At 63.2% G+C, this 23,955-nt stretch carries 22 protein-coding genes and 1 pseudogene; 6 read left to right on the top strand and 17 right to left on the bottom strand.

The genetic code is table 11. The features are described 5' to 3' along the window. Window positions 1–390: 390 nt before the first annotated feature. The 4 genes from EJJ38_RS17790 to EJJ38_RS17775 all read right to left on the bottom strand — a co-directional run bounded on the left by EJJ38_RS17790 (window position 391) and on the right by EJJ38_RS17775 (window position 5,048). The gene (locus EJJ38_RS17790) at window positions 391–2,613 is read right to left on the bottom strand and encodes an AAA family ATPase (RefSeq protein WP_245454308.1); all 2,223 of its coding nucleotides are present in this window, start codon (window positions 2,611–2,613) and stop codon (window positions 391–393) included. Window positions 2,614–2,802: 189 nt separating this feature from the next. Next, window positions 2,803–4,194: an exonuclease domain-containing protein gene (locus tag EJJ38_RS17785; protein WP_127091666.1), complete on the bottom strand. Its 1,392-nt coding sequence runs from the start codon at window positions 4,192–4,194 to the stop codon at window positions 2,803–2,805. A 12-nt stretch (window positions 4,195–4,206) separates the two neighbouring features. After that, entirely contained in the window at window positions 4,207–4,719 is a 513-nt protein-coding gene (locus EJJ38_RS17780; protein WP_127091664.1) for an ImmA/IrrE family metallo-endopeptidase, read from the bottom strand. Window positions 4,720–4,721: 2 nt separating this feature from the next. Continuing rightward, window positions 4,722–5,048, bottom strand: a complete 327-nt coding sequence (locus EJJ38_RS17775) for a helix-turn-helix domain-containing protein (RefSeq protein WP_127091662.1) — start codon at window positions 5,046–5,048, stop codon at window positions 4,722–4,724. Between the two features lie 178 nt (window positions 5,049–5,226). On the opposite strand from EJJ38_RS17775, the gene EJJ38_RS17770 reads away from it, so the two are divergent. From EJJ38_RS17770 to EJJ38_RS17755, 4 genes are read left to right on the top strand one after another with little or no spacing between them, the layout of a single operon-like run. Further along, window positions 5,227–5,934, top strand: coding sequence for a multiubiquitin domain-containing protein (locus EJJ38_RS17770; protein ID WP_127091660.1), 708 nt, complete (start codon window positions 5,227–5,229; stop codon window positions 5,932–5,934). Beyond that, window positions 5,931–6,263 carry a hypothetical protein gene (locus tag EJJ38_RS17765; RefSeq protein WP_127091658.1) on the top strand — a complete coding sequence of 111 codons (333 nt, stop codon included), beginning with the start codon at window positions 5,931–5,933 and terminating at the stop codon, window positions 6,261–6,263. The genes EJJ38_RS17770 and EJJ38_RS17765 overlap by 4 nt, the downstream gene beginning before the upstream one ends. Beyond that, window positions 6,260–6,775: a hypothetical protein gene (locus EJJ38_RS17760; protein WP_127091656.1), complete on the top strand. Its 516-nt coding sequence runs from the start codon at window positions 6,260–6,262 to the stop codon at window positions 6,773–6,775. The genes EJJ38_RS17765 and EJJ38_RS17760 overlap by 4 nt, the downstream gene beginning before the upstream one ends. Next, complete coding sequence (locus tag EJJ38_RS17755) at window positions 6,762–7,679, top strand: HesA/MoeB/ThiF family protein (protein WP_127091654.1); 918 nt, start codon at window positions 6,762–6,764, stop codon at window positions 7,677–7,679. Before EJJ38_RS17760 ends, EJJ38_RS17755 begins: the two co-directional genes overlap by 14 nt. Window positions 7,680–7,894: 215 nt before the next feature. Here EJJ38_RS17755 and EJJ38_RS17750 read toward each other — a convergent pair whose 3' ends face one another. After that, window positions 7,895–8,407, bottom strand: coding sequence for a hypothetical protein (locus EJJ38_RS17750; RefSeq protein ID WP_205666209.1), 513 nt, complete (start codon window positions 8,405–8,407; stop codon window positions 7,895–7,897). A 778-nt stretch (window positions 8,408–9,185) separates the two neighbouring features. Here EJJ38_RS17750 and EJJ38_RS17745 point away from each other — a divergent pair. After that, a complete protein-coding gene (locus EJJ38_RS17745; protein ID WP_127091653.1) occupies window positions 9,186–12,410 on the top strand; it encodes a DEAD/DEAH box helicase in 3,225 nt (1,074 codons plus the stop codon). Between the two features lie 192 nt (window positions 12,411–12,602). On the opposite strand, the gene EJJ38_RS17740 is transcribed toward EJJ38_RS17745, so the two are convergent. Both EJJ38_RS17740 and EJJ38_RS17735 read right to left on the bottom strand, forming a co-directional pair. Beyond that, entirely contained in the window at window positions 12,603–12,887 is a 285-nt protein-coding gene (locus EJJ38_RS17740) for a type II toxin-antitoxin system RelE/ParE family toxin (RefSeq protein ID WP_127091651.1), read from the bottom strand. Then, window positions 12,884–13,165, bottom strand: a complete 282-nt coding sequence (locus EJJ38_RS17735; RefSeq protein ID WP_127091649.1) for a ribbon-helix-helix domain-containing protein — start codon at window positions 13,163–13,165, stop codon at window positions 12,884–12,886. The genes EJJ38_RS17740 and EJJ38_RS17735 overlap by 4 nt, the downstream gene beginning before the upstream one ends. Before the next feature lie 352 nt (window positions 13,166–13,517). Here EJJ38_RS17735 and EJJ38_RS20710 point away from each other — a divergent pair. Beyond that, a pseudogene (locus EJJ38_RS20710) lies at window positions 13,518–13,770 on the top strand (hypothetical protein); the annotation flags it as partial. Window positions 13,771–13,898: 128 nt separating this feature from the next. Here EJJ38_RS20710 and EJJ38_RS17730 read toward each other — a convergent pair. The 10 genes from EJJ38_RS17730 to EJJ38_RS17685 form a co-directional block, all read right to left on the bottom strand. Beyond that, the gene (locus tag EJJ38_RS17730) at window positions 13,899–15,110 is read right to left on the bottom strand and encodes an acyl-CoA dehydrogenase family protein (RefSeq protein WP_127091647.1); all 1,212 of its coding nucleotides are present in this window, start codon (window positions 15,108–15,110) and stop codon (window positions 13,899–13,901) included. A gap of 92 nt (window positions 15,111–15,202) precedes the next feature. Beyond that, a complete protein-coding gene (locus EJJ38_RS17725) occupies window positions 15,203–16,594 on the bottom strand; it encodes an MmgE/PrpD family protein (protein ID WP_127091645.1) in 1,392 nt (463 codons plus the stop codon). Then, the gene (locus EJJ38_RS17720; RefSeq protein ID WP_127091643.1) at window positions 16,591–17,565 is read right to left on the bottom strand and encodes a Bug family tripartite tricarboxylate transporter substrate binding protein; all 975 of its coding nucleotides are present in this window, start codon (window positions 17,563–17,565) and stop codon (window positions 16,591–16,593) included. The genes EJJ38_RS17725 and EJJ38_RS17720 overlap by 4 nt, the downstream gene beginning before the upstream one ends. Before the next feature lie 65 nt (window positions 17,566–17,630). Then, entirely contained in the window at window positions 17,631–18,455 is an 825-nt protein-coding gene (gene hpaI / locus EJJ38_RS17715) for a 4-hydroxy-2-oxoheptanedioate aldolase (RefSeq protein WP_127091641.1), read from the bottom strand. Window positions 18,456–18,465: 10 nt separating this feature from the next. Further along, on the bottom strand, window positions 18,466–19,431 hold the full coding sequence (locus tag EJJ38_RS17710) for a hydroxymethylglutaryl-CoA lyase (protein ID WP_127091639.1): 966 nt from the start codon (window positions 19,429–19,431) through the stop codon (window positions 18,466–18,468). 69 nt (window positions 19,432–19,500) lie between these two features. Further along, a complete protein-coding gene (locus EJJ38_RS17705; RefSeq protein WP_127091637.1) occupies window positions 19,501–20,385 on the bottom strand; it encodes an SMP-30/gluconolactonase/LRE family protein in 885 nt (294 codons plus the stop codon). Then, window positions 20,382–20,876: a hotdog family protein gene (locus EJJ38_RS17700; RefSeq protein ID WP_127091635.1), complete on the bottom strand. Its 495-nt coding sequence runs from the start codon at window positions 20,874–20,876 to the stop codon at window positions 20,382–20,384. The genes EJJ38_RS17705 and EJJ38_RS17700 overlap by 4 nt, the downstream gene beginning before the upstream one ends. A gap of 8 nt (window positions 20,877–20,884) precedes the next feature. Continuing rightward, window positions 20,885–21,400, bottom strand: a complete 516-nt coding sequence (locus EJJ38_RS17695; RefSeq protein WP_127091633.1) for an FAS1-like dehydratase domain-containing protein — start codon at window positions 21,398–21,400, stop codon at window positions 20,885–20,887. A gap of 41 nt (window positions 21,401–21,441) precedes the next feature. Next, window positions 21,442–22,728 carry a CaiB/BaiF CoA transferase family protein gene (locus EJJ38_RS17690; RefSeq protein ID WP_127091631.1) on the bottom strand — a complete coding sequence of 429 codons (1,287 nt, stop codon included), beginning with the start codon at window positions 22,726–22,728 and terminating at the stop codon, window positions 21,442–21,444. 54 nt (window positions 22,729–22,782) lie between these two features. Then, window positions 22,783–23,955: an NADH:flavin oxidoreductase/NADH oxidase gene (locus EJJ38_RS17685; protein ID WP_127091629.1), complete on the bottom strand. Its 1,173-nt coding sequence runs from the start codon at window positions 23,953–23,955 to the stop codon at window positions 22,783–22,785.

The raw sequence follows: 23,955 nt of genomic DNA, 5'->3' as shown, positions 1-23,955 counted from the left end.
CGAATCGGCGATCACTTCTGCGGTGTGCAAATCCTACTACCTTAGCTGGCCGAGAGACCAATACGGCTACATATGGCAAGCCCGCCGTCCGCATCTAGTTGGTTCACAACCGCGATAGCGATGCTATCGGCAAGGTTGGTGCCTCCGGAGCGGACAAAACATTCTTTGCCCTTTGTGCGCCGGATCGCAGGGCGACGCCTGCGCCAGAAGCCGACGTTAGCTGCGGGACGATGAATGGCCGGTTTGGGGCCGTCTCCGGGCCGTCAGCTATCGGGTGGGGAATGCCGCATAGCTGCCCTTCTGCACCTGACCGTTAGCCGACGACCGGATTATCAGGCCTGGAAGCATTCAGATGGCCTAAAGGAGATGGCGCCCATTTCCCGCATGCCGCTACGCGATCGAGGCCATCATCCCGTCGTAGTGCGCGGGTGCGAGCTCCTTGATCATTTCCAGAAGATAGGCTGCATTTTTCTGGCTCTCCTGAACGAGCCCGGGTTCAAAGCCTTGGCCGGTCCGGTGCGACAAGTCGTTCGAGAATTTGTAGATCGCAGACTTCTTGGCCTCATCAAAGGTGACGGAGTTAAGCTTCGCATGCAGCTTTTCGGGTGCGGGTGCCTGAAAGTCGAGGAAGGTCTCAAGCACCTTTCGAGCCACATTGGGGATGTGATAGCAGCCGGCGATCGTGCCGTCGTTTTGGAAGCGCGCGAGAACCTTGAACAGGAAGTGGTACTCCGTCGGGTGATCGATCAGCGCTTTGTCCAACGCGCCGATGGTCGACGTGCGGCTGTCGGCGTCCGTGCGGCAAACCAGCATATAGAACGCGCTCTTGCGCTCGGCTCTTGGCAAGGTCTGGAGCCAATTAAGGAGCAAACGGAGAAAGCTGAAGTTATGCGTGAGGATGAACACCTGCTTCGCGCCTTTAACGGCAGCCTTCAGGAAGCCGAACGCCTGGTAGACCGAGCTTGCGTCTAGGCTGGATACAGGATCGTCGATGACGACAATGCCATCGGCTAGGTCGAAATCTTGATCCTCCAGCTGCACGATGAAGTAGATAAACGCGATCGCGGTTCGCTCTCCTTCGCTCAGTCGCTTGGCAACCCTGCCGTTCCGTAGGACTCGATAGCCCTCGTCGCTTGAGTTGAAGACCAACTCGCTGCGGCCAAGGAAAGTGTGAAGCAGCTTCGTCAGCCGCTCGCCGGCCTTATGCGCATTCGAGATCTGGGCGCGCTTCTCTGCTGTAGAGGTCTGGAGTGCCTCTAGGCTCGGCTTCCCCTCGGCCGCCGTCCCCTCGGTTGCGAGCGTGATCTGATCCTGCTTGTCGCGGATCTTCTGATCACAATCCGCGACGTCGGCCTTGATGCTGGTCAGGTAGTGCTGCTCGATCTCGGCCCGTGCCTTGTCGCTTGCCTGCCCAAGCCCCGCCGTCTTTTCATTCTGATCCTTGATTACGGCCGCGAGCGCCGCATGGGCCTCCGCGACTGCCGATAGGTCGACCTCCAGGTCGAAAGAAAGGGCCTCCGTCCTGGCGGCTAGCTTGGCGGCTAGGCGCTCCAAGACCGCTTGCACCTGCCGGTCAGCTTCCTGCTTGGCCGCTTGCCAAGCCGCAACTGCAGCGTCGTAGCGGTCCCGCAAGTCGCTGTAGAGTGCGAGCCGATCGGGAAGCACTACGGCATTGAGTGGCGCCATGAGTGCACCGATTGACGCCGCGCACGCTTCGATTGCCGACTTGAGCGCCTGGTCCTCGGTGCTGAAATGAGCCTCAAGCCGGCTCCAACGCTCCGTCGGAACCGGTTGGCCGCAGAATTCGCAGTCGGTACTGCCATGTTGTCTGTGGAGAGCGTGCCCTTGTTCGACCCACGAGGCTATGTCGGGATGGTCTCGCAGGCGGTGGATTGCATCCGAGATCGCCGACCGACTGCAAAGACGCGATGCTTCCTGCAGCAGGGAACTGACTGCGACCGTTATTGTAACGGCGCTGTCCCCGACCGTGACCTGTAGCTCGCTTGGGGAGGCGACATCGTCCATAGGCTCCTGCCGGAGCGTCGCGCGGCGGAGTTCGAGGGCCGCCGCAGAGAGCGTCAAGTCGGCCGTTAGCTTTGCGAATGCGGCCTCGGCGTTATTCTTTCGATAATTGCGAACCGTGCTGCCACTGGTAGCCTCGCTGATCGTCTTCGCTATCGCGGTGAAGACCTTGCCGCGGCTCGTCTCCAAGGTGCTGATCGCGTCCTTCGCGGCGTTGATCAGCTGCGTTCGACTGGAAATTTCGGCCTGTTCGATCACCAACTCGTCAGCGATCGCCTTGTTTTCCTCGCCGACGACCAGGATCGGCTTGAGCGCGCCATCGATGGGTCCAATGTTGAGCTGGACGTAGTCGGCATTGAAGACGCGGACCTTTCGGTGTGCCGCCCGACCATGAACGATATCGCCGGATTCGCTTTCGATTCTGTATTCGAGCGTCGGATAGTCGTCGTGCGCGCCGACCTCCAGGCATTCGAACAGGCGGGAGAGCGTCGTCTTCCCCGAGCCGTTGTCTCCATAGATGAGATTGTATCGCTCGAATTTCGGAAGCTGTGCGCCCCAAGTGTAGTCCGCAAATACGCCCAGATTTTTCAATCTGCTGACTCTAGTGAGCATCGACCCCCCGATCCGACAGCCTCTTCGAGCCGTTGCCTGATCAGATTGGCAGATGTCATATCAGCGTGCCAGCGCTCTATCGTCTGTTGGGGCGGACGCGAGTTATGGGGAGAGGTTACAGGAGGACCTGCCGCATGCGCATTTACCTCGACATCGAGACCAAGCGCCTCAGGCGGCCGCGACGAGTTGCGACTGAAGATAGTCGCGGTAGCTCGCCAGGGACGGGCTGACGATCTGGATCTCGGCCACCAGGCCGTCGAATTCCTGAAGCGTGGCGGCGTAGCTTCGGCCGGGTGCGTCGGGCTCATTTCCCCGCAAGCGCCCCCAGATCGCCCGGTCGATCTGTCCGCGAATATCGGGGTCGAGAAGATCAGGCCGCTCGAAATAGATTAGTCGCCGGGCCAGCTTCTTCAGCCGCGGGTCCTGGAAACGGTCGATCAGCGCTGGCCGATCCTTCCAAGCGGCGCTATGGAATCGCCGGCACACATCCTCGTCCAAGTCGTTGATGAAGCCTTCGTAGATCTGGAACTCGACGTACTTTGACTTCGGCCAGACTCTCTCGGAGGCGATGGCCGCAGTGACGAGGCGCTGAACAAAAGCCGTGTCGCCGCGCACATTGGCCGCCGTCGTCTCCAACTCAGCCTCAGTGAAGTCGCCAAACAGAGCTTGGTCAAGCTCCCAAAGCTCGGCGAGGATGGGCGAGCCGTTGGCCTTCATGCGCAGGATCGGCCCATCGGGCTTTCCGATCTCGATCATCAACTCCGTCGGCGACATCCGCCGAAGCGCGGCGAGGTCCGCCGTCAGGTCCAGGCAGTAGTGCACGTTTTTGTCGGCGGGCTTGGACCCGATCGCTGTCACCGGGTGAACGTCCTGAACGCCCCTCTTGAACTCGAACACCGCGAACGCGTCACGTTCGGCGATGAAGCTCAGAACCTCGGCCTTGTTTGAGAACCGCATGAAGCTCGACCACAGAATTGGCGCTTCAGCAGCGATCAGCCTGCAAAGCGCCAGGGTGGTCGCGACATCGGCAGACGCCGTGTGCGATTGACCGGGATGGATTCCGTTGGCCTGGGCGAGGTCGGCTAGGCGGAACACGCGCCGGCCGTCCGGACCGCGGATAGTCTTGAGAACGTCGGGTTGCAAGGTCCCAACCACCCTCGCCAGCTTGAGGAGGTCGCCGCGCGAATTGCCATCCCTGTTGGTGATGTAGATCGGCGCCCGCAAGGATTCGTAAAAGGCTTGGCGCAGGACCTCTTCGTCGTAACTGATGGAGTTGAAGCCAACGAACATCGCAGGGCTCCAACGCTTCATCGTCCCATAGATGTTGCCCAGCATGGCGTCGTAGGACGGCCGCAAAGGGTCGATCAGGTTCGCGTAGTGGCTGCCCGTGACATGCAGGGCGCCGGGCGACGGCAGGATGTGGGGGCGCAGGCGTCCCTCAAATTCGACCTGCTCCTGCACCTCAAGGTTCGCGTCGGTGTGGACCGCCACGAACTGCAGAATCTGGTCGAACCGTTTGTTGAGGCCCGTAGTCTCGAGGTCATAGATCACGAAGCCCATCGACCCGCCCGCCTAAGACCGTTGGATCCGGTAGACCAGGGCGCTGGCGCTGACGTTGAAACGCTTGGCCAGGGTCTGCACCGCCTCGTCGTCTTCAAGGTCTAGGGTTCGCCCATCGAGCGCGGCGGCGAGCAGGGGTTCTGGAATCAAGAGTTCTGCGGCGAAGTTGTTCGCTTCGATCTCCCGGTCGTCCGTGCCTTGGGACGCCAAGGTGTCGCGGCGAAGGATGCCCTTGTCTACATGGACGCCCGCCGTCTCCAGAACATGACGGTGGAGGATCAAGTGGCCAAGTTCGTGCGCCAAGGTGAACCGCTTGCGGGTCGGCGCATGGAGGGAGTTCACGCCGATCATCGCCTGGCCATTTTTGATGAAGGCCATCCCGGACAGTTCGCCATCGAACGGCGCGTACTGCACGATAGCACCGGCCGCGCGGGCGATGCGGTCGAGCGGCACGGGCGCGGATTTGACGGCGCTGGCCTCGAAGAGCCGCAAGGCTTCCGCTCTGGCCCTTACCTTATCGGCCATGGTTAGCGCTTTCCAGCGATCTGGACGAACCGCTGCACTGCGGCGTGCTGCTGGTCGTTGAGCTGGCTTCCGTGCGTTGTGACTGGCGGCTCGTCGTCGGCGAAGACGAACGTCTCTGGAATGAGATCGAGGACGGACGGGCATTCAAGCGCGTTGGCCAGCCGAAAGACATGATGCATCAGTACCTTCTGGCGACCGGTTTCGATATTGGCCAGCGACGCGCGAGTCAGGCCGATCTGCACAGCGATCTCGGCCTGGGTCTTGCCGAGCTTGCCGCGCACTCGAGCGACCTTCTGGCCAAGCTGCCGGTAAATTTCCATGTCGTCCATAGGAACATAATGACAACCTCATGAAGCGGTGTCAATGGGGCTGACATCAAGCGTGCCTGTCACAAACATACTGCATGTGTTTGGTGCTTGATATTGACTCATCCGCGAGTCGCTGTCATCCCTATTGTCGCGGGTCGGCATCGCGGCCCTTTCACACCAAGACCGAGGTACCCACCCCATGAGTCAGCTTATTCCCCAAGAGGAGAGCGCCCTCGACCGAGGCGCCGCCGGCGTTTTCACGGTCGAGCTCAGCGACGAAACCTTCAAGTTTCGCCGCGTGCGCTTTGACGATCGCAAGGTTGTCGGCATACAGATTACTGAAGCCGCCGGCGCCCATCCGATCGAAGCGTTCTCCATCCTGCGCCATCTGCGCTCGGGCGAACTGGAGTCAATCCGCCCCACCGAGGTCGTCGACCTGGGCGAAGAGGGAGTGGAGCGGTTCTTCGTAATCCGCGGTGACGACCTTCACCGGTTCACCGTGGAGGGCCTGTCGATGGAGTGGCCGAAGGCGAAGCTGGCCGCCAAGAACATCAAGTTCCTGGCCAAAGCCGAAGAGGGCCAAGTGCTGGTGCTCGACAGCGAGGGCGGCGACGTCGTCCTCGATGACGACGACTTGGTGGACGTTGCCGCCAAGGGCGTGGAACGGCTGATGCTGCGCCACCCGCCCAAGACGGTGACGGTCTACTACAAGGAAGCGCCGTTCGAACTGGAGCGCGGTGCCTACACCACCGAACAGCTGATCGCGGTTTTCTCGGCGCCTGCCGGCTACCTGCTAGACCTGATCGAGCAGGACGGCGAGTTCCGCGAGCTCAAGCCCGGCGAGTTGATCAAGATCCGCGAAGGTCTGGAGTTCTCGTCGCACCCGCCGGCGGGGCACTCGTCGTGAGGGACCCAGCGTCGGAACTGCGCAAGCTGCGTCGGATCTGCCGCCGGGCTGAACTCCACGAAGATGGCGGACAGCCGCTCGTCCATCTTCCGGAGTTGCGGATCCAGTATGCGGGCGGGGTGGAGACGGTCGATGGCCTTCTCTGCCCCGGCCAGCACAGCGGCTATAGCTCGCGGCTTTTCCTGTCGAAGCCCTTTCCCGCCCGCGGCCAGAACTGGACCACGCACAACATCCTCGGCGCGCCCTGGCACGCCATGTCGTGGAACGGCGTAGATCCCAGCCTCGGCTGGGACGAAATCCTGGGTGCCCATCTGAGGCCTCTGCAATGACCGTACACCTGAAGATCGACGGCCGGCTGCTGGACTATGTCCGCATGGACCTGCACCGGCCGCATCCCTTCGCCCACGAGCGGGTGGGCTTCTTCACCGCCGGCACTGCCGACTTGGGCGACCGGCTGCTCCTGACGGTTCGCGACTACATGCCGGTCGCCGATGAAGACTATGAGATCGACCATAAGGTTGGTGCCAAGATCGGCTCGGCGGCGATGCGCAAGGCGGTGCAGTCAGCCTACAGGCCGGCGGCCGCGCTCCTGCACGTCCACACCCACGGCGGCCGCGGCAAGCCGGGCTTCAGCCGAGTGGACCTGAACAGCGCCGATGACTTCGTCCCCGGCTTTTTCGAAACCACGCCGCGCATGCCACACGGCCTGCTCGTCCTCAGCAACGACGCGGCCCACGGCCTCTTGTGGCTCGCCAACGACCGCCTGCCGGTCGCCATCGACCAATTCCAACGCATCGACGCACCTCTGCAGCGCGAATGGGGGCCCCATGTCCTGGCTTGATCGACAGAGTTTCCTAGGCGCGGACAGCAACGCCAGGTTGGCGGCGACGACGGTCGGCCTGGTGGGGCTTGGCGGCGGCAATTCCCACGTGGTCCAGCAGCTGGCCCACCTGGGGGTCGGCGGCTTCGTTCTGCTCGATGACGACATCATCACTCTGACCAATCTTAACAGGCTCGTCGGCGGGACCCTGGACGACGTCAAAGCAGACCGGCCAAAGGTCGAGATCGCGGCGCGCGTGATTCGAGCGGTCAATCCGGACGCCCGCATCGTGATGCGCAAGGCCAAGTGGCAGGAAGTCGGCGACCTCTTGAAGGGCTGCGACATCATCGTGGGCGGCCTCGACCACATCGGCTCGAAGGACGAACTGGAGGCCTTCTGCCGTCGCTTCATGACCCCCTACATCGACATGGGCATGGACGTAACGCCCTTGCCCGGCGCTGGCCAAAGCCTGGTCAGCGGGCAGGTGGTGTTGTCCATGCCGGGTGAGCCTTGTCTGCGGTGCCTGCAACTGGTCACCGACGAGCGGCTGAAGGCAGAGGCGCAGCGCTATGGCGTCGCCGGCAGCCGGCCGCAGGTGGTCTGGCCGAATGGCTTGCTCGCGTCGACTGCTGTTGGCCTGGTGGTCCAGTTGCTGACGCCTTGGATCTCCGATCCGCCCCGCAGCGCCTACTTTGCCTACGACGCCAACCTGGGGACGGTGAGCCCCTCGGACCGCCTAGCCCGGCGGCGCGGCAAGCCTTGCTCCCACTACCCAGCCAAGGCGGTCGGCGATCCGATGTTCGACGTTCGTCGCTATCTCGAACGCCTCGGCCAGCCCGCGCCCGTCGAACCGCCGGTCAGTGTTCCGGATTCTCGCATGGCCCTTTTGCTCGGTTGGATCCGCAAGCGTTTTGGTCGCGATTAACGTGAAGACGCCAGGCGATATCGAACTCGCCCTTGAGGCGGGTCAAGCCGCCTGAGGTGCAGGCTGCCGCTCATGCAGGAAATCGGCTGCCTGCTGGGCTTGAGTAGCGGCGGTGAAGATGAATCGCTTCTCGTCCTTCAACACCTAGAGTCGAATCGTACCGAAAGGTCGAGCGAGATGACGTCGGCTCGAACGCAGAGAAAGGCTTTCCCTTACTACGCTTCCCCCTTTCTCATGATGAACTTGAAGTCCGTCTGTGCGGCTTTCGTTGCCAAATCGAGAAGGTGTTTCTGGAAGTCGGGAAGCTTCGCTTCAGACACCGCCACGGCGCCAACAGCTTCACAATAGGCGATCCCGAGATGGACGGTCTGACCGAGGAAGTTGAGGAACCGCGTCATGTCGGGCGGATAGGCCAGATCTGTGTCGCTCTCGAAAATCCGATGCCGTTCGCCATCGACATATGTGTTGATGGCGGTTTCCAGGACCGCGTAGCCGAGGAACACGCCCGCGCCCTCCTTGGGGTCGGCCAACAGCGCGTTCAGCTCCGGCCGCCATTCGATTGCCTTATGGCAAAGCGCGGGGTTCACGTGACCCACGGTGATGTTACGGATGTACTTGGCGAACTCGAAGCCGCGCTTGTGAGCGGTGATCAAGTCGCCAAGCTCGGGGTGTGCTTGGTAGAGGGCCCGGCTGATCCCCTCCAGGTCGCTGACATTGGTGCACGTCACCAGCAGCTGCTTGATGAGGATGAGGCGGCTCGCGGGGTCGCTGGGGCCCGCCTCAAGATCGCGGTCCCCCCCGCGATAAGGTCGGCGTGGGCCAAGCGCGCTGAGATCGCGATTTGTATGAAGTCCACGACGCTCGCCCCCGATGTCCGATCAGACCGCCTTGTGTCCGCCACGGGTCGAAGTGGCTCCTTTAGCCTAGTGTCCCTAATGTCCGCTTACTGGCAAGACTCCAATGTCTGCAGTTGGCGCAACCACGACCTCCAGAGCGGTAACCGCAACTTCTGCTTTCAGGAAATCGCTCGTCCGACCTCTATGGCCGAAATCGCGGCGCTTTGCTGACAGACGGCTACGGGGCCGGAAGCGGACAGTCGGGTTCTGGAAGACGCCCTATTAAAGCGGTCGTTCCCGCAACTTGGGCTAGCCTTAACTTTCAGCTCTAAAGCCTGCCTTAGCGACCAACGCAGCGGACGACTGCATTTGGTCCTGTCCCGCCATGCACGACGACTGAACCGAAATGTCCGATGGGTGCAGGTCGGGTCACTGAAAGGCCCTTCCTCTTCTATCATGGGGTATTATATTCTATTATTCGGAGCAAACTTCGAAGCGGTTCGTGCGTTCAGTGGCACTCTAATTCTTTAGCTATGGAATTAACGTGAATTTAAGCGAACTCATTAGAGATAACCGTACATCAATACGGCAGGATGTGATTGATGGTGCAGCCTACGAGCGTGCGCTACGACATCTCCGAGGCTACAATTTTTGGGATGGCATAGAAGGCATGCCGCGGCTGTGGGAACACCAGCAAGCCGCCATCGCTACCGTCCTCGCCTACTTAAATGGTGAGAAGGCGATTCCCGAACGGCCCGAGCAAAAGGAGGCCGCGCTTCTCAAGCTTCCAACGGGCACTGGCAAATCCGGCATCGTAGCCGTTCTCGCGCGCTGTCTTCCGGACGTGCGCCGCGTGCTCGTGCTCACTCCTCGTACAGCGCTGACCGAGCAATTGATGGCGGACATTCGCTATCGCTTCTGGAAGCACATGGGCTTCGAGCACGAAGGAACGGCGCTCTTCACTGCCGAAGCGGAAGAGTTCGGTAGTGCCTTGGAAAGCGTATACGTCGAGCAGTTTTTACCCAAGAACGTAGACATGATGGTGCAACACCTGATCGAAGCGGAATGCGGTCGGGCAATCCTCGTAGGCACTCACCAGGCACTTGGAGATATCCGGAAAAGAGCTCACAATCCGGAATCGCAGGGATCGGCAAATTGCGTCGCATTGCTGGCCCACATTCAGGACATTTTTGATCTCGTGATTGTCGATGAAGGTCATTACGAGCCCGCGATTTCGTGGTCACGGGGCGTTCGGGAATTTAATCTGCCGACTCTTCTCTTGAGTGCCACTCCGTACCGGAACGACTACAAATCGTTCCGCGTTCGTGGACGATACCTCTTCAACTTCCCTTACCGGCAGGCTGTCGATGGAAGCATTATCCGCCCTGCCGAGATCATTCAACCACAAGACGTCCACCAACCTGAAGGGCGAGAAGCTGCAATAACGCAGTTTGTCGCCAATCTGCACCATGCGTTGCCGGAAAGGCTTCAACAAGCGCGGCGTTGGTTTCGTAACGGCGCATCGCCAAAAGTCATGGTGCGTGGTGATGACCTCGAGACGCTCACGCTACTGCAAGCCGAGATCAATCGCGTCTTCGAGACCCGGGCTGTCGTTATTCATGACAGAGCAAAGAAGACCGCGTATAACTCCGACATGTTCATAAGTGTCGCATCGGCCCAACGATCACGGGCCGACGCGCAGTTCTGGATTCACCAGAACAAACTCATGGAGGGAATCGACGATCCTACATTCGTGGCAGTTGGGATATTTGATTTAATGGGAAACGCTCGCCAGCTCGTGCAGCAAATTGGACGTGTCACAAGATACTCAAATGGCGATGGACGAGTGAGGCAGACCGGCTTCGTACTCGCGTCGCCTGCTAACGCCGAACGTATTCGAACGGCGTGGGAGCGGTATCAGGGATACGAGGACTACGCAGCAAGGAACACAGCGCACATCGTCACGAACGAGGTCACGCTGCCGGATCGCCTGCTCGAATATATGGCTGAGTACCAGTACATTAGCGGTGAGTTTCGCGGTCGTTTCGAGTTCGAGCAGCCGCTGGCCGCGGGCGATATTCAACTTCCCAGAACCGCCGCCGTGCTAAGAACAGCCGAACCGCTTCCCGACATCCGTGCATTTGGCACGGTGATCGAGGAAGCCATCATGGACAAGGACCGCTTCAAGATCACGCCGATCGAAGGGATGCCGGATGGCTCGATGGGCTTTTCGTACTATGCTTGGCGAAACTCCCCCTACCTGATCGATCGCTTCTTCTCGGAGTGGAAACTCGGGATATTTCTTGCTGTTCAGAAGGGCGCGTTCGTCTTCATGCACGATACTGAAGGGCTCGTAGTCGATATGGATGGCCTGAGCCTCAAACGTGCCGGGCGCGCCGTCATGGAGAAAGCCTTTCCCGAAGACGAAGCCAGCCCGTCCCGACTTTCCCGCATGTCCTTTTCCTCGCTCGACATGTCGCAACATGCAATCCGGGCAATGGCGCTGCGCACCCGATCTTTTGCCGACGCCTTCACCGACTTGCTCGATCCCTCACTGGTTCCCGCAACTGCCGCCGGTTTTGTGAACGGAACCGCGCGCTATGTTGGTTTCAGCCGGTCGCGTCTGCGCGATGCCTCAGAGCGCTATGTTCCTGTTGATGAGTATGTGTCATGGACGCAGGAAATTGCCGCCGAGCTAGAGGATGCTGATCGCGCGCGAAGCCGCGTCTTCGACCGCTACGCCGCCTTGGTTGAGGATATCAGCGAGCAGGAAGCCCAACCGATTTCCATCTTGCTCGACCCATCTCTTGACGACATGCGGGACGACGAGGCCGGTGGGGCGGCTTGGGTTCTGCACGAGGACATAGACTACTTCGATCTTTGTGCCGAGGTGGATGCCGGGACCGGCGAGTTCACGATCCGGATCGGCGAGGAGGATGTGGCGTGCAGTGTCGAGTTCGTTTCCGAAACGGGCAAGTACAGGCTCGCCAGCAACAGACTGGATGAACTTGCTCCCACACCGGAGGGGGACGGCAGGCGTCAGGCACTGACACTCGTGCAGCGGCTCAACAAAGGACAAGCTTTTCGCATTCTCACGCAGCGTCGAGGCGTTGTGTATTCCGAGGGCAATTTCTACGAACCGAAAATGCAATGGGTCCAGGAGGGCGGCATCAAGCCGGTTCTCGAATATGTCCATGCATCGGCGACGCTGGACGCAGTGGAGAGCGAGAAGGGCGAGAACGACTACGCGGCCAACAGAGGCGATTGGTATCGTCAATCCATTTTCGGTCTATTTTCAGCGACATGCGATGAAGTCCGTGATGCGAACGGCATTGCGGACGACGATCTGACCAAGGCAATCGAAGCGGTTCCCATATGGCTCTGCGACGACGACAATCGCGAAGCTGCGGATTTCATCGGAGTCGATCCCGATGGGAAAAAGATCATGCTTGTTCATGCGAAGGTCGGCAAACATCAGGGGGGAGGGCAGGGGTTCAATGTCGGCGGCTTGCAGGATGTCGGTCGACAGGCGCTGGCTAGCCTAGGTTTTATCTCGCGCGGGCAGCCGTCAACTATCTGGACGCCTGAACGTTGGCAAACCGACGTACACGCAAACAGGGTTACGCTGGATGGCCGCAGCCGCATCTTCCGGAATCCTGACGGGCTCACAGCCGAACAAATGAACGATCTGCTGCGCGCCTCGTGTCGCAATCCGTCCTTTGATCGTGAAATCTGGATTGTCGGTGCGAAGATGGCGCGCAGACAAGCGCTGGCAGACGGTCTAGATCAGGCACCGTGGGAGAACCGTTTGCGGCAATTCCTGATGCATTGGGACGCAATGCAGACAGCCTGTGCGAGAGCGAATACCCGCCTTAGATTCTATTGCTCCACATGAGCGTGTTATCCGGATCCCGCGGACCCGGCTCCCGTGTACCGAGCCAACCCCAAAAGGTTCAACGTGGTGATGTGACGTTAGACGGCAGCTCTCAGGATCTCGCACAAGATCGCTAAATGACGGTAATGGGGGCGCAAAGCGGACGTCGCTGAAGGGGCAGTCGAGGGGCAGGTATGGGTCAACAGCGGCAGTCTAGAGAAGGTCTTCCCACTGTCGTGCGCCATGCACGACACGGACGATCTCCGCCCCCTCATCGACCTGACGGTACAAGATCAAGTAATTGCCGACCGGAAGGCTTCTCAGATCAGGTCGCACCTGCGGCCTCGCAACGCCGATGCCCGGCATGTCTCCGATCCGCTGACAATGTCGTTGCAGCTCTTCGTACCAGCGTAAGGCAGCCGACGGGTTATCTTCTGCGATATAAAGGGTGATGGCCTCGATATCCGCCTCGGCTTGCGGTCGAAGACGGTAGCTCATTCTTCTCCACGCTGGGCAATCTTGTCGTCGAGGTTCATTTTAATTCTGGCAAAGGCTTCTTCGCCATCGACGGCCGGCCCGCTGCCCATACCAGCATCCCACAAGCGGCCCAATTCTTCGATGGCCTTGGCACGCTGAGCCCGCCGATACTTCCAATCGCGCAACGCCTCGCGCATGACCTCGCTCGCGGACGCGTATTCGCCGGTATCCACCGCCTCGCGCATCATCGCCGCCATTTCCGGCGTGAGCGCGACACTCACCTTCTCGACGTTGGCCATTAAGTGGTTCTCCTTTTGTCCGATGGTAGGCAAGCTTACTACCGCATGCAAGAAAGGATTTCGAAGCCTGCGCTGCCCCCCAGTCCCCATTCAGCGCCCATTAGAGGCGACACCTTATACATGCCGGCGACACGGCCGCTGGGTGGCTCGCTGAGCGAACAATGCTTGCAAGGGGGGCTTGGCTCGAGCCGTGCCTCAGCACTTTCGAGACTAAAAAATGAGACGCCTAAGCCATTGTGATTGCTGCATACGGCAGACGTCTCAAAACTTTTGATTTTTGCGCCGCGCTCGCCGCTCCTGACCAAATGGTCATAACTCGACCTGCGCTTGCGCCCTGAGGTGACCGAAAAGCAGAAGGTCCCACTACGACAACCACAACCAGCTCGAACGTCACCTCAGGACTACGCTCAGCCTCCAATTTCGGCAACCGCTTGAAGACCCTCCAAGGCCTCACGCCTTGCGAGTGGATCTGCAAACGCTGGGCTTTAGAGCCGGAACAGTTCACGCTTAATCCAATCCATCAAATGCCGGGACTAAACACCTGGCCGGAGCTTGTCGCCCTGACAGAAAAACACGGGCCACCCGGGAGGATGCTGACATCCTGAGCGGTATGGCGATTGAGGATCAAACCGCCAACCCGCTGTCCCATGCGTGATCCTCGGCAGCCCGGGACTACCGCTCCTTCGCAATGCAGTTCCCCGTCCCACCAAACGCGATGGGACGGGGGCTACGATCATCCCTTCAGGAGCTTACGAGCGATGAGGACACGCTGGATCTCGCTCGTTCCACCACCGATCTGCGCGTGGCGCAGATAGCGGTAGAATAGGGTGAGCGGCAGTTCCAGCGCCTCGCCCATGGCTCCGTGAATCTGAATGGCCTCGTTGACGCTCCGCGCGCCCCATTCCGTCGAGACCAGCTTCACGAGCGCCGCCTCGGCCCGCACGTCCTCGCCCGCATCGGCGCGCGCGGCGACGGAATAGGTGAGCGCCCTCAGGGCTTCGATATCGATATGGATGTCGGCCAGCTTCCATTGAATGGCCTGGCGCTCCGCGATGGGGCGGCCAAAGGTGACGCGCTGCTTCGCCCATTCCACGGACATGTCGAGGGAGCGCTGCATCTTCCCCAGCGCATAGGGCCCCCGGAGCAGGCGGTCGTGAATGGTCAGCCACCGCTGCCCCATGGAGAAGCCGCCGCCCACCTCGCCGAGAACGTCTTCGTCCTTCACACGGCAATTGTCGAAATGGACCACATATTGGGACGGCTTCGGGCCGAGCCAGGTGCGGATTCCGCCTTCCTCGATCTTCACGCCGGGATTGTTGCGGTCCACCAGGAACATGGTGATGCCGCCGCGCTGGCGCTTCTCGGGATCGGTGACGGCCTGGACCATGATGATGTCCGACTCCGCCGCCATGGAGATCCACATCTTGGTCCCGTTGATGACCCACCCGTCGCCATCGCGCACCGCGCGCGTCTGCATCATTCCGCCGGGGTCGGAGCCTGCATTGGGCTCGGTCTGGGCGAAGCAGGTGGTCTTCTCGCCGGAGATGACCGGGTTCAGATATTTCTCGATCTGCGGGCCGCTGCAGAAATAGAGGATGTTGGGAACATTGGCGAAGGGGAAGGGCACGGGCGTGTAGTTGAACTGCTCCAGGATCGCCACCTGCGCCAGCATGGAGAGGCCCGCGCCGCCGTGCTCCTCCGGCACCATCAGGTTCCACAGGCCGGTCTCCTTGGACAGGTCCGTGAGCCGGTCCACCACCTTGGGGCCGAAGACATTCTTCAGGTTGATGGTCTCCTTGACGCCATAGGCGTGGTTGGAGCTGGCGAGATATTCCTGCTCCAGCGGCAGGAGCTCGTCCCGCACGATCCGGCGGGCGACCTCGCAGAATTCCTGGATGTCGTCAGGCAGGCGATAGGCATTGTCGGTGGTGGCGGCGTGATGCACGGCGAAGTCCTCGGTTTAGGCACGCGCCGACCGGCCCGCAATGCGGACTGGTCGGACAACGTGTTCTTTTTCAAAACGTTAGAGGCGATGGGTCAGGGGTGAGACGGGCCCCAGGGCGCCAATTGCTCAAGGAAGGCGGCCATGGAGAGATCGTCTCCTGCGGGCGCGAACAGGGCCTCGGCGCAGGCCGCGCCCTTGCCGGCCGGGTGCCCGCACTGCGACATGCGGCGGTCGAGGACCTCAATGGCGCGGGGGGCGTCATGATAAAGCCAGGTGCGCGGCGCCTCGGACGCCCGGCGGGTGCGGGATGTGCCGTCCGCGAACGTGACGGTCAGGGTGGAGGCCAGCTTCCCGCCCTCGTCGCTGGGCAGCACCTTGGTCTTGGCGATCAGGTCCAGCAGGGCCGGATTGGTGCGCTGGTCGAGGGAGACGTCATATTCGAGATCGCCCAGCATCAGCATGGCGGCGGTGGCGAAGGCGGTGCTGGCGAGCGCTTGCACCGGCAGGTCGAACGGGCCCCGATACGACGTGCCAGGATAGTCGAAGAAGGCCCGCCAGATATAGACCTCCACGGAGGTTATCGCGGCGGGATCGATGCCGTCTTCTACCATAAGGCGGGCCGCGCGGACGGCTGCCATGTTGTCGCCCAGCGTCGCCCAGGGCTTGGCGTAGATGTCCAGAATCGCCTCTTCCCTCAGGGGCGATTGCCAGCCCTCGGGGATGTCGGAAAGCCCGGCCAGGGCCTGGAGCAGCCCCTTCGGCCCTTCGAGGGCGCCGGCCGCGCCCACCACGCCGCGCTGCGCCAGTTGGGCCGCCAGCAACCCGCCCCGGGCGGCCTGCGCATTCTGCACCCGCCATTCGTCCGATCCGGCGCGCAGGGGCGCCAGGGTGCCCCCGGTGATGCTGGCGGCGATGGAGATGGCATTGGCGCTCTGGACCGCGTCGAGGCCGAGACAGACCGAGGCCGCCGCGGCGGCGCCGATGGTGCCGAAGCACGGGCTGGTGCGCACGCCCCGCTGGATCAGGGCATGGGCCACATGCTCCTTGTCGCCCAGCCAGTTGAGCACGGAATAGCCCGCGATGAGCCCGCGCAGGGCCGTGCCGACGGAGGCGCCGTTGGCCTCCGCCAGGCCCAGGGCCACGGGGGCGATCAGCGAACCGGGATGGCACCAGGAGGCGGGGTCGGAATCATCGTGGAAATGGCCGTGAACCGCGACCGCGTTGGCGGTGACCGCCTCCGATAGCGGCGCGCGCTTTCCATAGGGCCAGATGCGTCCCGCCGCCGCTCCCGGGGCGGCGGGCGAGACGAGATCGGCCATGGCGCGGGTGGTGTTCTCCTCGCGGGCGATGGCCGCGAGGCCGACGGAATCCAGAACGCAGGCCTTGGCCTTCTCCCAGACGGCCGGCGCGAAGTCGGCATCCGCGAAGCGCGCGAGATCCGCGCCGAGGCGCGTCGCGGCAGGGGGGATCAGCGCGGTTGTCATTGGCTCGCCCCGCTGTTCACGACGATGGAATTCCACTTCTTGACTTCATTGGCGATGAAGTCGCTCGCGGCCTGACCGGTATAGTTCGCGACGATCATGCCCTGATCGATGAGCTTCTTCTGGACCTCGGGGTCGCTCATGATTTCCGTGGTCTGGGCCGAGAGCCACTGGAGCGCGGCCGTGGGCGTCCCGGCGGGGGCCACGAGGCCCAGCCAGCCATCGATGCGATAGCCCTTCAGGCCGGCCTCTTCCATGGTGGGCACGTTGGGCAGAAGCGGGGACCGCTCGATGCCCGTCACCGCCAGGGCGCGCACGGCTCCGCTGCGGATGTGCGGCTCGGCGGTGGAGATGGCGTCGAACATGATGGGCACGTTCCCGCCGATCACATCCACCATGGCCGGGCCCGCGCCGCGATAGGGGATGTGGGTCATGTTCACGCCGGTCATCTGCTTGAACAATTCGCCCGACAGATGCGGCGTCGTGCCGTTGCCGGAGGAGGCGAAGGTCAGGTTGCGATCCTTCTCCTTGCCGTAGGCGATCAGCTCCTTGACGGAGTTCACCGGCAGCTTGTTGTTCACCACCAGCACATTGTTGGACAGGGTCAGGATCGAGATGGGCGTGAGGTCCTTGACCACGTCGTAATTGGGCTTCGGCGGCATGGTCATGTTGATGGCATGGGAGGTGATGATCATGCCGAGCGTGTAGCCATCGGGCGCCGAGCGGGCGACCGCTTCCATGCCGGTATTGCCGCCCGCGCCGGGCCGGTTATCCACCACGAAGGGCTGCCCGCTGCGCTCCTGAAGGCGCTGGGCGATGATGCGGGCGAGAATGTCCGTGAGGCCGCCGGGGGCGAACGGAACGATGATCTTCACCGCCTTGTCGGGATAGCCGGCGGCCTGGGCCGAGGGCGCCAGCAGACCCAGGGCCATGGCGCCCGCCGTCACGGCGGTCAGTAGCGTCTTTTTCATCATGTGTTTCTCCTCCCTGTTATTCGAACGGCGCGCGATGGGCCTGCGGCGCATCGGCATCGGGTGTTTCAGTAGGGGCCGGCCGGTGCGGGCGCGGTCTCCGGCCGGCAGCCGAACCGCGCCGCGAGGGTCCGAGCCGCATTGGCGAGCAAGGTGACGTCGGTGCCCACGGCGACGAAGCTGGCGCCCAGATCGAGATAGTGCTGCGCCAGCTTGTTATCGGAGGTCAGGATGCCCGCCCGGTTTCCGGCCGCCTGAATGCGGCGCAGGGCGTCATCGATGGTGCCCTGGACGTCCGGGTGAGCGGGATTGCCGGGATGTCCCAGGGATGCGGCCAGATCGGCGGGGCCGATGAAGATGCCGTCGATGCCGTCCACCTTCGCGATGGCCTCGATATTCTCCAGGCCGAGGGCGGATTCCACCTGCACCAGCAGGCAAATTTCCGCGCTGGCGCTGTCCATATAGCGGGTCCGCGCGTTGAAGGCGGAGGCGCGGGCCAAAGCGAGCCCGACGCCGCGCACGCCGTGGGGCGGAAAGCGGGTGGCCGCCACCAGTGCCTCGGCCTGCGCCGCGCTCTCCACCATGGGGATCAGCAGCGACTGCGCGCCGATATCCAGCAGGCGCTTGATCATCCAGGTTTCGCCCACCGGCGGGCGAACCACCGCTGCGCTGGCATAGGGGGCGATGGCCTGGAGCTGCCCGAGGATGGAGCGCAGGTCGTTGGGGGCGTGCTCGGCGTCCACCAGCAGCCAGTGAAAGCCGGCGGTGGCGAGCAGTTCGGTGACATAGGCATCCGCGAGGCCGGCCCACAGGCCGATCTGCGGCTGTCCCGAATAGAGCTGGCGCTTGAAGGCGTTGGCCGGTGCGTGGAGGGCTGCGTTCGACGGGTCCATCGGGGCCTCCTCAGGCGTGGCCGGCGATGCGCTGGCGGAGCGCCGTGAGGCTCCCGCCGATCTTCACGCTGCCGGGGAGGGGATGGCCCACAATGTCTTCCGCGAGGCGCGCGGCGTCGTTCAGCCGTTCCAGGTCGATACCGGTTTCGATGCCCATTTCGTGCAGCATGAAGACCAGGTCCTCCGTGCAGACATTCCCGGCCGCGCCCGCATTGGCCGCGAACGGGCACCCGCCGAGACCGGCGACCGCCGCGTCGAATGTATCGACGCCCATTTCAAGGCCGGCATAAGCATTGGCGATCCCCATGCCGCGCGTGTCGTGCAGATGCAGGGCGATGCGCAGGTCGGGATGGCGCTCGCGCACCGCGCCCACGGTGCGGCGGATCTTGTCCGGCGTCGCCCAGCCCATGGTGTCCGCCAGGGAGACGATGGAAATGGGCAGGTCGTGACGGCCCGCCACCTCCAGGATAGCTTCCACCTGCCGGAGCACGTCGGCGGGCGTGATCTCGCCCTGATAATTGCAGCCGAACGCGGCCATGATCGCGCCCCGGTCCACGGTCACGCCATTAGCCTTGAAGATCGCCACCATGCCGTCCTGGGCGGCGATGTTCTGTTCCATGGTGCGCTGCTGGTTGCGCTGGAGGAACGCCTCGGAGGCCGTGAGGGAGATGGAGCCGCGCACGAACAGCTTGCCGCTCGCGATGGCCCGCAGCAGGCCCTTGTCGTTGAGCCACAGGCCCGTATAGCGCACGCCCGGCTTCGCGGTGAAACCGGCCACCACCGCCTCGGCATCCGCCATGCCCGGCACGCGGGCCGGATTGACGTAGGACACGGTCTGGATCTGCGAGAGCCCGGTCTCGGAGAGGGCATCGATGAGGGCGATCTTGCGATCGGTGGGGATCGGCCCCTTCTCGATCTGGAAGCCCTCGCGCGGGCCTTCCTCGTTGATCTGAACGAATTTCGGGAAGCTAGGCATAGTCGGCTCCGGCTGCGGCGGGGTGGCCCCGGCGGAAAAGCGGATCGGGAAGCGGCATGCGGGCGTGTCTCATCCCGCGAACAGGGGTTCGCGCACGCCGCGCACCCCCAGCCCCTCGATGGCGAGCACCGCACCGGCCAGCGGCTGGCGCGCGCGGTCCTCCTCGGGCACCAGGACCGAGGATGTGGTGACATAGAGGGTGCCGAGGTCCGGCCCGCCGAAATTGCACATGGTGGGGTGCGTGAGCGGCAGCAGGACCATGCGGTCCAGGCGGCCGAGCGGGTCGAAGCGGCCGACGGCGCCATGGCCGATCAGCGCGCACCAATAATAGCCCTCGGCATCGAAGGTGGCGCCGTCCACCCGCCAGGGAAGCCCGGCCGTGGACAGATAGAGCCGCTTGTTGCTGAGCGCCCCGCTGTCCATGTCGAGGTCGTATTGCCAGATGGTGTCGCCCCGGCTGTCGCCGAACACCAGGGTCCGGTCGTCCGGGCTGAAGGCCATGCCGTTGGAGACGATGAACCCGCTATCCATGCGGGTGACGGAGAAGTCCGGGTCCAGCCGATAGAGCGAGCCGCCGGGATTGTCGTTGCCGGGATCGCGCGTGCCGCACCAGAAGCGGCCGCGACGGTCGCAGCGCCCGTCATTGAGGCGGTTCTCCGCCAGATGCGGCTCGGGATGGAGGAGGGTGGCCACATCTCCGGTTTCGAGGTCCACCGTGCAGAAGCCCTGCTTCAGGCCCGCCACGATGCCGCTGCGGCTGCGGAAGACGAAAGACCCGATATTGCTGGGCATGGGCCAGGAGGTGATGCTGTTGTCCGCCTCAAGCCGCCGCAAGGCGGGTCGGCGCGTATCGACCCAGTAGAGGCGCTCTTCCACGGGGTGCCACATGGGGCATTCGCCCAGCATGTCGATCTCGGCGCAGGCGACCCGCACCTCAGAAGTGAGCTTGGTCATGCGCCTGCCGCCTCCGCCGATGGGAGGACGGGAGGAACGAACGGGTAGGGAACCGCCGGTCCGTCACGGTAGGGCAGGGCCACTACGGCGCTGCCGGGGGTGGATTCCTTGCCCTCCCCGTTGCGGACGCCCAGTTCCAGATGCACGAGGCCGAAGGCCTCCGCCCGCTCCAGCCTGGTGACGCGCGCCCATAATTCCAGGCGCTCGCCGGCCAGGTTCATGGCGCGGAACTGGAAGGCGATCTTCCAGGCCCAGCCGTCCGGTCCCGCCCAATCCTTCAGGAACTGGGCCACGAACTGCTGCTTCAGCGACCCGTTGATGAGCAGGCCCGGCAGCTTGTCGTGGCCTGTGGCGAACGGCAGGTCGTAATGGATCTTGTGCCAGTTTTCCGTGGCGGCGGACCAGCGCATGAGATGCGCGGTGGTCAGCGGTCCCTTGACCAGCACGGTCAACTCGTCGCCGGCCAGGACGTCTTCAAAATTGCGTCGCATGATGTCCATCATCTCCGGATCAAGGTCTTGCGGACCTTCAGCAGCACCTCGCCGGCCTCGGTCTCGTAGGTGGTCTCCACGATGACGAGCAGCATCGGCCCCGCCTTGGACTGTCGTTCCGTGATGTCGGCGTAGCGGGATTTCTGGAGCACGCGCTCGCCGTGGCGGGCGTAGCGGAACAGCTCGATCTCGGCGCCGCCATTGAGCAAAGCGAGGCCTGGCAGCGGCAGCTCCGGCAGGCCACTGGAGACCGATGTGGCGAGGCCGTCGAAGTCCGGGTTCTCCGCATTCTCCGTCAGATAGTCCGGCGAGCCGAAGGGCAGCCGGAACATGAAGGCGGGATAGAGCGGGGGCGCCACCGGCCCGCCGAAACGGTCGCGGCCCTCACCGGCATAGGCCGGGTCGGGGTCCATGATGGCCTGCGCATAGCGGCGCACGGCTCCCGCTTCGATGGCGTCGCAGGCGAACCAGGGTTCGCTCGTCCGGCCGATATAGCTGCGCACGTCGTCAGTCAGCAGTGCCATTCTGGCGTTTCCTCATCAGCCCCCGTCATGGGGCAACGTGGTTATTGGGCGGCCTGGGCGGTGGAGGCGGGCGCCAGCCAGCCGGCATCGAGGCCGACCACGCCGCTGGCCGCGAGGCGCGCCACGTCCGAAGGGGAAAGACCAAGCTCCTCAAGCACCTGGGCGGTGTGCTCCCCGAGCCGGGGCGGATGGCGGCGCACGCCGCCGGGGGAGGCGGACAGCTTCACCGGCAGCCCCGCCATGCGCATGGGGCCGAGGCCGGGCAGGTCGATGTCCTGGATCATCTGGCAGGCCGCCACCTGCGGCTCGGCGACCATGCGGTCGATCTTGTTGACCGGCGAGCACGGCACGCCCTCCTTCACCAGCCGCTCTTCCCATTCGGCGACGGTGCGCGGAGCGATCACCGCCGTGATCATGTCGATGAGCAGATGGCGGTTGGTGGAGCGCAGCCCGGCATCCAGGAAACGCGGGTCCTCGATCCATTCTTGCCGTTCCAGCGCGCGGCACAGGCCCTGCCACATGCGCTGGTTGAAGGCGGAAATGACGATCCAGTCGTCGCTGCCCTTGTAGGCGCGGTAGATGGGGCTGCTGAGCGCGCCGCTGCCGCTCGGCCCCGGCACGTCGCCGCTCGCGAAATAGCGGGTGATGAAATGGGCGAGCATGGCGATCTGCCCCTCAAGGAGCGAGGTATCGACCCTTTGGCCGCGCCCGGTCTGCCGGCGCGCCTCGATGGCCATGAGGATGCCGATGACGGCGAACATGCCGGCGCCCACGTCCGCCACCGACATGCCCATCTTGGCGGGTGAGCCGCCGGGCTCGCCGGTAATGCTCATGCCGCCGGAATAGGCCTGCATGAACAGGTCGTTGGCGGGCTTGGCGCTGAGCGGACCGGAGGCGCCAAAGCCGCTGATGGCGCAATAGATGAGGCGCGGATTGCGCGCGGACAGCGCCTCCCATCCCAATCCCAGGCGTTCGAGCACGCCGGGCCGGAAATTGTGGACCAGCACGTCCGCCTGATCGATCAGCCGGGCTGCGATCTCCACCCCTTCCGGCTGCTTCAGATCCAGGGCGACGGCGCGCTTGTTGCGGTTGGCGGAGGCGAAATAGTAGCCGAGCGTGTCGTGGAAGCGCGGGGTCCAGCTCCGGCTGTCATCGCCTTCGACGGGCTTCTCGATCTTGATGACATCGGCGCCGTAATCGCCGAGCGTCATGGTGCAGAAGGGACCGGCCATGGCGACGCCGATTTCCACCACCTTCAGTCCGCTGAGCGGGCCGCCGGAAACACCGCTCTGGTGTTCCGCGCCGACCGCGTCCTTCGCTTCGCTCACATCATCACCTATTTGCTATGCAAATTGATTATTCATAGTATGGCCAGCAGAATGTCAGGCGGCTCCGCGCGGTTGGTCGCTGCCGGCGAGCCATGTGGAGGAGCGGCGCGCGAAGCCCGCACGGGCGCGCTTTTCCAGCCAATAGCCATAGTTGGGAGGCACGGTGGCGAAGACATCGGCCCGGCCCAGCTTTTCCGCCGCGTCCAGTGCCCAATTGGGGTTGTGGAGCAGTTCCCGTCCCAGGGCCACGAGGTCGGCCGAGCCATCCGTGAGGATGGCGTCCGCCTGATCGGCATGGATGATCAGGCCGACCGCCATGGTCTTCATGTCCACGTCCTGGCGGATGCGGTGGGCGAACGGAACCTGATATCCCAGCACCGGCACCGGCCCCACCTCGGTAACGGATGCGGGCGTCATGCCGCCCGCGCTGCAATCCACGACATCGACGCCGTGCTCCTTGAGCAGACGGGAGAAGGCGACGCTCTCCTCGATGGTCCAGCCGCCTTCGTCCACTGCCGAAATGCGCACGAACAGCGGCTTGTCGGCGGGCCATGCGGCCCGCACGCGCTCCACAACATCCAAAGGAAAGCGGGCGCGATTGAGGAAGCTGCCGCCATAGGCATCGGTGCGGGCGTTGGCCATGGGGGACAGGAATTGGTGCAGCAGATAGCCGTGGGCGCAGTGGATTTCGAGCACGTCAAATCCGGCCCGGTCGGCGCGCACAGCGGCGAGGCCCCAGGCCTCCACCTGTTCGGCGATGTCATCCACCGTCATGGCGCGCGGGACGCCGGCCTGGGGGGAATGGGGGATGGCGCTCGGGCCGATGAGTTCCCACTCTTCTCCGTGATCGACCCCCGGCGCCGAGGCGAGCGGCGCGCGGCCGAGCCAGGGAAGGGAATTGCGCGCCTTGCGCCCGGAATGGCCTAGCTGAATGCCCGCCGCCGCGCCCTGGGATTTCACGAACTGCGTAATGCGCTGGAGCGGCGCGATGAAGTCGTCCTTCCAGATGCCGGGATCGTTGGCTGTGGTGCAGCCGCGCGGATCGACCTTGGTGGATTCCAGAAAGACGAGGCCAACCCCGCCGGCCGCGAACTTGCCGAGATGGGCCATGTGCCAATCGGTGACGTAGCCGTTGCGCGCGCCATAGGTCAGCATCGGCGCAAGCGCGATGCGGTTCCGAAGCGTAACGCCCCTGATGTCCAGCGGCTGGAAAAGCCTTGGTTCCAT

The sequence above is a fragment of the Aquabacter cavernae genome, assembly GCF_003993795.1.
GTDB lineage: Bacteria > Pseudomonadota > Alphaproteobacteria > Rhizobiales > Xanthobacteraceae > Aquabacter > Aquabacter cavernae.
The sequence above is the reverse complement of the archived record's forward strand: the minus strand, read 5'-3'. Positions and strand labels throughout refer to the sequence as shown.